Annotated in this window: 1 pseudogene; it reads right to left on the bottom strand. The window is 70.3% G+C overall.

What is annotated here, in order from left to right:
* Window positions 1-10 precede the first annotated feature (10 nt).
* Window positions 11-2531, bottom strand: a pseudogene (locus ACE3UY_RS13215) (hypothetical protein); the annotation flags it as partial.

Here is a 2531-nt window from a genome sequence, read left to right as displayed (position 1 = left end):
TGGTGGCGCGTTAGTCGGCGCGCCGCAGCGGCGTCAGTCGCGCCGCGTCCCCCACGCTCTGGCCGTCCAGCGTCACCGGCAGGCGCGCGCCCGTCTCCGCGCGGTAGAGGCCCACTTCGACCGGATAGTCGCCCGCGGCCAGATCGCCCGGCAAGACGATCTCGTACGGATCGACGACCACTTCCCCCGCCACCCAGCGGCTCGTCGGATAGCTCCCCCCGCGGGGCATCGCGTCCGCCTGCCAGACGCAACACGTTCCATCGGCATTCAGCACATGGACGAAAACGGTGTAGTCGGCCGCCGGTTGCGCCTCCGCCTGCCAGACCAGTTCCAGCGTGTGCGTCCCCCCCGCTGCATTCAGGTTGTAGCCCAGCAGCGCGATTTCCCCGCCGAACGACGCGCCCACGGGGTGGTCGAACGGCGGCGGGGTGAAGATGCGCGCTGTCCATTCAACGGCCAACTGACCAAGATCGCTCTCGTAGATGGGCTGTCCTTGCCCATCTCTCAGTTCCAGCCGGAAGCGATAGTCGCCTGTGGGTAAGTCATCGGGAATGCGCACGATCTGGCGATCAATGATCAAGGCCGGCGTCTGCCATAGTGAGAAGGGATAGGTGTTGTAGACGGGCTGCGACCAGCCAAACGGGCGGACAACGCCGTTGGTATCACCTACCAGCGACAGGTTGATGGTCATGAAAGGCAGCGACTTCTCCGCCAGCCACCACAGCGCCAGGGACACCGGCTCGCCCGTCTCGGCCGCGCCGGCCCCGCGCTCGTAGCCCAGCAGCGTCAGCCCCTCGATCGGCGTCTCGCCGACGGCGTTGGGCGGCTGCGGCAGCGGGTCGGGCGGCGGGCCGGCGACGACCGTCACCGCCTCGAACAGCAGCGCGTCGCCCGCGAAGCTCCCCGTCTCATCCACCCGCGGCAGCCGGTCGCCGCCCGCCGGGTCGAAGAAGCCGATGCGCAACTGGTACAAGCCATTCTCGCCCGGCGGCGCGCCCGGCGGCACGGGCACGTCTACCCGCTGGATGATCGTCTCCCCCGGCGTCCACTGCTCGGCCGGGTAGGCGTCCTGATCGACCTGGCTCCAGCGGTGGCCGTTCAGGTCTTCCAGATGGACGAAGGTCGCCAGCGACGCGCCGGCGGGCGGCGCGGCCGTCACCGAGGCGACGAGCGTCACCGGCAGGCTCTCGCCGGGCGCGGCCGGGCCGGCGTCCACGCGCTCCAGGCCCAGCAGGCCGCCGAAGTTGGCCGGTAGGCCGGCCGCCGGCGCGCCGGCGACGGGCAGCACTGGCCGCTCGTCCAGCCGGTAGACGGTGAACAAGACCTGGCCGCTGTCGCTGCGGGCGATCTCCGGCTCGCCGCCCGCCTCCAGATAGGGCAGCGCCCACTCCGGCGCGGGGCTGTTGGCCGGGTAGAGGTAGAGCGCCGGGCCGGCGGCCGGGAAGACGAGCGCCCGGCTCTGCGGCAGCCACCTGATGCGGTCGTAATTGGCGCTCAGGAAGGCCAGCGTCGGGTGGCGGTAGTGGGGCGCGGCGACGTAGACGGTTGGCTGCTCTCCCAGCGGGATGGCGGCCAGCGTCTCATCCAGGTAGGCCGCGGCGGCGGTCAGGTCGCCGTCGTTGATGAGCAGCAGCTCGTCCTGCGTGGCCCACTCCTGGAAGTAGAGCCGCTGGGTGAGCATGTTGCCGCCCCACAGCAGAAGCAGGAAGATGATCGGCGCGGCGTAGGTGGGGTTGATCTGCGGCCAGCGCCGCTCCACGTCGCGCAGGAGGGTGAACAGGCCGATGGGCGGCAGGAAGAAGACGAACGGGATGAGGCCCATCGCCCGCAGGTTGCTGGGCACGATCTCGTTGACCGCCAGCGCCGTGGGCAGGATCATCACTAGCGGTGCCAGCAGGAGCAGCAGCACAGAAGCCCGCTGCCAGTCGTAGAACAAGCGCCGGTAGCGGGCGAGGCAAAGGAGCCAGCCGACTAGCAACAGCCCGCCGGTGACGAAGTCGAACAGCGGCCGGCCGGGCAGGTTGAAGCGCAGATAGGGATCGCCGACCAGGAAGAACATGCCGAAGGAGCGCAGCAAACTCTCGGTCAGCGTCAGCGCCTCGCCGCTGGCCGGGGAGACCTGGCCGATGCGTACCCAGAAGGCGTCGGGGTGCAGGGCGAAATAGGCCAGCAGCGGCAGCGCCGTCAGGAAGGCCACCAAGGCGACGAAGAGCAGTTGCCGCCAGCGCAGGGGCCGGGTGTGGGGGTCGAGCAGCAGCGGCAGCAGGGCGAAGGCCAGCAGGATGGGGAATAGGCGCGCCGCCAGATAGGTGTAGGCGGTCAGACCGATGAACAGCCCGGCCAGCCACAGCCACGGCCAGCGCCCGCCGCGCAGTCCGCGAAAGAGGGCCGCCACGGCCAGCGCCTGGAGCAGCGGCTGGCTGATGACGCGGAAACCCAACCGGCTGAAGAGCAGGTGCCAGAAGCTGACGGCCAGCAGCGCCGCCGCCAGCAGGGCGATGCGCCGGTCGGCCAGCATCTCCCGGCCGAGC

Origin of the sequence: Promineifilum sp. (SeqCode) (assembly GCF_041918635.1) — a bacterium.
In the GTDB taxonomy this organism is placed as follows: Bacteria; Chloroflexota; Anaerolineae; order Promineifilales; family Promineifilaceae; genus Promineifilum.
The sequence above is the reverse complement of the archived record's forward strand: the minus strand, read 5'-3'. Positions and strand labels throughout refer to the sequence as shown.